The 6468-nt window shown below is 37.7% G+C and carries 7 protein-coding genes; all 7 read right to left on the bottom strand.

What is annotated here, in order from left to right:
- On the bottom strand, positions 1–1295 hold a 1295-nt coding region (locus tag H9632_RS02960; RefSeq protein ID WP_191702618.1), incomplete at its 3' end, for a contractile injection system protein, VgrG/Pvc8 family.
- Between the two features lie 38 nt (positions 1296–1333).
- Positions 1334–1741 (bottom strand): DUF4280 domain-containing protein, encoded by a 408-nt coding sequence (locus H9632_RS02955; protein ID WP_191702617.1) that lies wholly within the window; start codon positions 1739–1741, stop codon positions 1334–1336.
- A 62-nt stretch (positions 1742–1803) separates the two neighbouring features.
- On the bottom strand, positions 1804–2358 hold the full coding sequence (locus tag H9632_RS02950; protein WP_191702616.1) for a serine protease: 555 nt from the start codon (positions 2356–2358) through the stop codon (positions 1804–1806).
- A gap of 24 nt (positions 2359–2382) precedes the next feature.
- Positions 2383–3516, bottom strand: a complete 1134-nt coding sequence (locus H9632_RS02945; RefSeq protein WP_191702615.1) for a pentapeptide repeat-containing protein — start codon at positions 3514–3516, stop codon at positions 2383–2385.
- A gap of 47 nt (positions 3517–3563) precedes the next feature.
- Positions 3564–4988 carry a hypothetical protein gene (locus H9632_RS02940; RefSeq protein WP_191702614.1) on the bottom strand — a complete coding sequence of 475 codons (1425 nt, stop codon included), beginning with the start codon at positions 4986–4988 and terminating at the stop codon, positions 3564–3566.
- Positions 4985–5671 (bottom strand): hypothetical protein, encoded by a 687-nt coding sequence (locus H9632_RS02935; protein WP_191702613.1) that lies wholly within the window; start codon positions 5669–5671, stop codon positions 4985–4987. Before H9632_RS02935 ends, H9632_RS02940 begins: the two co-directional genes overlap by 4 nt.
- A gap of 21 nt (positions 5672–5692) precedes the next feature.
- On the bottom strand, positions 5693–6463 hold the full coding sequence (locus H9632_RS02930; protein ID WP_191702612.1) for a DNA and RNA helicase: 771 nt from the start codon (positions 6461–6463) through the stop codon (positions 5693–5695).
- Positions 6464–6468 lie beyond the last annotated feature (5 nt).

Here is a 6468-nt window from a genome sequence, read left to right as displayed (position 1 = left end):
TCATTCGCTGTCACAACGATCGAATGCTTACTATGTATCGTGATGCCACTTTCCTGATGAAGTTGAAGAAAAACAGTGCCCTCAGTAGCTGTCATAGTGACGGATTGAGGATCAAGTTTTACATGCTTCCCCTTCGTTGTTCCCCAGTAAGACGTTTTCGGATCGGCTATTTTAGGGTTGGTGTCTCCCCCTTGCCGTACACTTTGCTGAACAAATGCTGACATTTCTTGGTTCGTCGGAATAAGAAGGTGTACTTTGTCCCCTTCCTCAGGTGGGCTATAAAAGCCACTATGCCCCTCTGCACTATACGGTGTCGCAAGGGAAAACCAGACCGCCTCTTCCTTTTTTTGTACGGAATCAATCGATAAATGCAGTTGGACACGGTCTTTCTGAATAGCTAATACAGTTCCTTCAATGGATGTTCCTGTAAGTAACGGATTTGTTCTTCGCTCTTGACGAACACCCGTTTCTGGAAGTAGCTCATAGTCAAAGATTAGGACACCCTGTTTCATACGAGCGATCGACCGCGCAACAATAAGTTCCTTCTTTTGAAACAACACACGAGCACCTAGCTGCAACGGTTGGTAAGACTCAATGCTATACGTAATCAAATTGGATTCAGCAATGGGGCGATCCGAGTCATTTTGGACAATTTGCAAAAATTGTACACGATTTTTAGATAAAGTGTAATTGGTTGCAGAAATAGAATCCACTCGTCCTTCAGGTAGTCCAAACCAAAACTTCGGTTGTTCCGCATCAATTGCTGGTATAAGGACGGTACGGAAATGCGATGCCATTCGTTGAAGAAATTGCCAATCCGTCTCCTTATATTGTAATATAAATTGATTCAGAGGAGTAGCTTTTGACACGGTGTCAATCACATCTGCACCAGGATATTCTGCAAGAACTTGTTGCATCATTTCACTATAGAGCATTTGGGCATGTTGGAAAGATCTTTCACGCCGCTTACAATCTAATTGAAACGTAGCAGATACTGCCTCTATCTTAATTTGATAGACGCCCCTTACCATCTGCACAGCAACTTCTGTTACATAGCCTTTAAAAAGAGCTTGTACACGACGTCCTTCTTTTTTCTGATACAACTCGATCCGATCCGTTGTACTGGCATTTTGCAAACTGCTTGCCTTCTTTGCTTCCGGGATGAATCCTATTATCGATAATTTTGCATGGTCATTTACCGTTTGTATTAGACAGAGATCATGCAACGTTTGTACCTCATAAGGGGATACGAGCTCTAAATCGCCATATCCAATTACTTCATTATACGTGTTCACATGCCTTCCCTTCCTTTCTAAAGGAGGATGATTTTGAATTACTCTTGCCCATCGTCTTCTACTCTAATGGTTCCGCTATAAAGACACATATTTGTCGATTGATTTGTCAATGCAGGATAATTTTCAATCAATTGATCCGTTTTCCCATTAATCCACGGCATCGTAACTACAGGTGTACAAGGTTGGGGCGTCAGAATACCATTATTAGCCGCTGTAGCTGCTGCAACTGTTGGGTTCGCTAAAGACGAACATAAACCGAAAGGCTGAATATTGACTTGAGGTTTAAAATCCATTGTATTCATTTGGGCTTTGTTTTTTGTGAACACACCATGACTAATTGGCATCTTCAAAGTGCTCGATTGATCACCCTTTGAACATGACAATTTGGCACCTGCTACTACATAACTTCGTTGCTCATCACCTTTTGTTTGCATTTCCTCTGACATCGAAAACATCCTTTCTTCAAAAAATGTACAACCCGCTACACATACCATAATTTACAAATCGTCTATAAATTTATGAAGATATCATTCCATCTTCCCTCAGTTTGTACTTTCACTAAGCGTAAGCCTCGGAATGATCGACGTAATATACTTTCTGCTAATTCAATATTGACTAGAATAAAATCTTCTTTTATTCCATCAATCTTAAAAAAAGTATAGGGAGCAGCCAACGCCTCATCAATGACAAGCTTTTTTACCGTTCCATCAAGATGATACTCTGTTTTAGGTGAAAGACATGCTACTTTTGGCGGTATGACCATCCAATATAATGTTTGCTTTATTTTAGGAATATCTACAAGAACTAACGGTTTAAAAGGCATTTGCGGATTATATTTCTCGACAAGTTGTTTCAATGGATCTGCTAACAAAGCGATCGGTCTACTAATAAAATCGATATAGTCCTGTTCAGTTTTATCTAATATCGGAAATTGACTATCAATTGCATCAAGCTCACCCATTTTTTCAACCGTTAGCCATTCTTTCTTTATTGTTTGAGTGATTCCAACTGGCTCTACAGCATTTAAAATACGTTCATCTTGGGATAATATAAAATAATTCATTGTTATTTCTCCTTTTTCCGTCACTCATTCTTTCCAAATGATACTGGTTGCCTGTATGGGATCGAATGATACATGCTCCTGTGCCTCCTTGGAGAACATGGCCTTTTCCAAATTCGCACCTGTGAAATTTGCATACTTTACATTCGCACCGATAAAACATGCGCCTCGTAAATCCGCTAATTCAAAATTTGCCCCTTCTAAATTGGCTCCTGTAAAAAGAACAGGTAAGTAGCCTGGCATTTCCCAACCTTCTTGATTTAGAAGTCCAATTGCTCCCTGTACTTGCTGTAGATTCACTCCTTGCATTTGACTATGACTAAAATTCGCCTCATGAATTGTACTAAAACTTAAATCAGCATCTATTAATTTACTTTCGCTAAAGTTTGCACCGATTAACAAACTATCCCGTAGCTGACTTTGTATTAAATTAGTTTTTAAAAAGAATGCATATCGAATATCAATTCCTTCATAATTACCTGAAGATAAATTTAGATTGTTAAATACTTCATATGGATACTCGTCGTCTAAATTTTGCTCTAGCCAAGCTTTTATTTCGTCGCTATCTCTAACTGTAAAATCTTCATTATAAACAACCTCATTCACATCTAAATATTCGCCAATACGAATCTCAAGCTGCGGCTCACGACTTAAAGACATGTATTCTGAGCATTGTATAATATCAGCGAGAGCATACCTTGCCAAACTAATAACATATTGATGAAAATGAGTTACTTCTTGCAGCTTAATCGATTCAATATCAGCTTGGGTAATTGCACCTGCAAATGTTTTACTATAGGTGGTTAATTCATCTATGAACTGTTCGAAAAAGCGAAATGCCCAAGTTGCATCATAGGCCGTTAGAATCGGTTGAATATCAAAGAACCACTCTTCATCAGTTCCTTCCACCAAATAAATATATTTCTTCTCTAGCAATGCTGTGCGTAGTAAAGAAAAAGTAATATGTGCAAGGGGACCCTTTTGTTGAGCAACTTGTTGTTGCTGTAACTGTCGGCAAATACGTTGAAAGGCTTTTCTAAAATCCTCAGCGAGCGAATCCTTCGAAGCTTGAAAATAGACTTCCATTGCCAGTAAGTGGTTTTGCCTTCTTTTCTCTACTTCTTTTTCATAAAAATGCTGTAAAATTTCTTGTGTTTGCATAGATGTCTCCTTTTTTCCCTTTATTAAGAGGACTATGATGTTGCTCTTTAATTGGCTTTCACTTCTTTACCAAAAATTTGCACATTCCCATCCATGACGATTTTACTTTCCTTACATTTCAGTGAGATTTCGTCCTCAGCTGTTAAACTTATCTTTTTGCTCGCATTAACAGAAATATCTGCTTCGGAAATAAATTGAATGGCTTTTTTGCTAAAAATTTCAATTCCGCTGTCTTCATTTAAACGAATAAAGATATCACCATCTTGTGCAGTTATGACAATTTCAGTTGGACTCAGTTTAATTTCTTTACCAAATGCCGTTCGGTAATATTTCGTAGAAGGATCATCCAATTTATTCGTGGCACTACTGTCCCGATTTTTGCGGATTGAGCCACTAGCAATTCCTTCTTCTTCACGATGTGTTGGGAAGTAAATATGCACAAAATCATTCACTTCAGGCATGCTATACCAGCCACTATGCCCTTCCGCTGAATATACCGTTGAATAGAGAAATGAGTGCGCTTTAGCGATTTCCTGTTTTTCATCAATAGTCAAATGGACCTTCACATGGTCTTTCGCAACTTCTAATACTTTTCCTTCAAGAGATACGCCTGATATATCCTGATTAAAAATCTCCCGTTGATTCATGCCATTTTTTGACGACAGAATGTATTGATGTTTTAATAACCCATCTTTCATAGCTGTAGAAGCCTCATAGACGTACAGTGTTTGATCATTAAATGATACGTAATCACCAATTTCCAGTACTTGATCGGTTTCTACCTCATAATATAAAAAGTCACTTTCCGCCATACCTTCATTTCCGTTTTCCGTATATAGCAGGTAGTCGGCTAACTTTTTCCTTACCGTATAATGATAATCTTCTAGCTTTCCTTTTCCTTTGCCATTTGGAACGCCAAAATGAAACTTCGGTTGGTTAAATGTCGCAGCAGAAACAAGCCCTACATTAAAACGAGACGCTAGCCGTTTTAAAAATTGCCAGTCGGTCTCTTGGTATTGAAGAGTAAATTTGTCTAATTTTGAACCTTTTGTTACCTCATCGATAATATCGAGACCTGGATAGAGGGGGCTTATTTGTTTGAATAATGCATCATACGTCATATCTTTATCCTGATATGAACTCTTTTTCTTTTTTACATCGAGTAAATAGGTACCTGAAGCTGCTTCTACTTCCAAATAATAAACACCATGAACCGCGCTTACTTTCACAGATAAAATAATTCCTTTAAACAATGGAGTCGGTACGCCTAAATGATCGATTTGATTTAATTCAATATTCGAGTAAACCTCTGTCATTTCTACATATTGATCTTTCACTTCTTCAGGTACAATGCCGGTAAAACGAAGGCTTGCATGCTCGTTTACTTTCTTTGTTAATATTAAATCTTGAATGCTCACTAGCTTAAATGGTTGGATTTGTAAATTACCATAAGTTGTTACGACTCCATTCATGCCTTTCTCACCCCATTTTTATCGTTTGAGGGAAACTGCAATGTCTCTACCATTGCTTTTGCTATAGGGCGCCAAGTCTCAAGATCCCCTTCCATACAATTGAAGGTTCCGATAAGCGTTTGACCATCTAATGCTGCAAAAAACATTAAATTAAAAATTTCTCCATCAATAGCTGGTGTGATGACTTCAATAAAGGCAATTGTTTTTCCTTGTACTTCCATCATTCCTGTATCCAACCATTTCGCTGAAGGATGCGCCTGCTCAAGTACTTCGATCATATTTTCTTGGAAATCTACCACCTCTGATTCTCGCAAAGGATAATCCGTCAAATTGAGCGCTAAATTAATCGTCGATGTCTCATCGGTGTAAATTACATTTGGTCTTCTTTCTGACGGATACTTTAAGGATGCTAACTCCTTAGCCATAATTGAGAATAGTTTCGGCATTCGAATAATCATATTTCCTTTTAATACCGATTGACTAATTACAGGAATATTAAGTTCATTTATTTTGACAAAATCTTGAGTAAGGTCGACTTGCTGTGATGTTTGCTGATTTTCCTGTTGTGGCTCTAGCTCTTGTTGTAAAGCCGCTTCCTTTTGGGCTAATTCATGTTTTTCTTGCTCTCTCATTTCATTTCTAAGTGCAATAATTTTTTCATCTAGAAATTTCAACCCATTCACCTTCCGTTTCTTTTACATTTCTTAATCAACAATCATCCTTTGACGTAATGGCGCATTTCCTGTTTTTCGACCACCATTTTTTACTTCAACTAAAATACGAGACAAATATCGATGAATTTGACTATTAGAAAGTCGATGATCTGCAAGCTCTAAACGATTACTAATATAAAATTCAATTGCCTCCCGTTCCACACGTTCTTGGTTTAAACAGTCCAGTGTAAAAGCAATGTCGTACGGATTTGATGGTTTACTTTGTAATAGTTCTCGTGCAAATTGACGTAAAATCATCGGATGATACGTACTATGTGGAATTCCTGCATACTGACAATGAAGGTGATTGATTGTATTAAATTCTGTAGCAAAATCAAAAAAATCCGTAAATTCAGAGCGCAGGCGAGCACCTGGCTTTAATTTAAAGCGAGCTAATTCTATCTCGTTTCGTGCACATTCAACTGCATCCTCTAATATGATTTCTGCAGTAGAGCTGGTGAAATCTAAATCCGATTCCGCTTCTGCAAAACGAATTTTTAAAAAACTCTCCTTTTTTGAATGCAAGTAAGCAACCTCATAGTCACTATGTAACATATAAAGTCTTCCGTTATACTTCACGATTCCTTTTGAAATCACAAGATTTTCTCCTCTTACAGTAACTTCTACACCTGCAATAATGCCGTCAGAGTAGTTTTGAAACTGTAAATCTGCTAAATCTCTAGGGTAATCACGTAAGTTTTCTAACATTTTACTTTTTAAAACTCGTCCCTTTTGAAAATGCGGATACTGATGGATAAACAACTGTC

The sequence above is a fragment of the Solibacillus merdavium genome, assembly GCF_014836935.1.
GTDB classification, from domain to species: domain Bacteria; phylum Bacillota; class Bacilli; order Bacillales_A; family Planococcaceae; genus Solibacillus; species Solibacillus ferritrahens.
Note: the sequence above shows the minus strand (reverse complement) of the source record. Positions and strands in the feature narration are given on the sequence as shown.

Excerpts from the sequence above, each read along its gene's own strand:
- H9632_RS02955 (WP_191702617.1), bottom strand. The coding sequence starts at position 1,741 with ATGTCAGAGGAAATGCAAACAAAAGGTGATGAGCAACGAAGTTATGTA.
- H9632_RS02950 (WP_191702616.1), bottom strand. The coding sequence starts at position 2,358 with ATGAATTATTTTATATTATCCCAAGATGAACGTATTTTAAATGCTGTA.
- H9632_RS02945 (WP_191702615.1), bottom strand. The coding sequence starts at position 3,516 with ATGCAAACACAAGAAATTTTACAGCATTTTTATGAAAAAGAAGTAGAG.
- H9632_RS02940 (WP_191702614.1), bottom strand. The coding sequence starts at position 4,988 with ATGAATGGAGTCGTAACAACTTATGGTAATTTACAAATCCAACCATTT.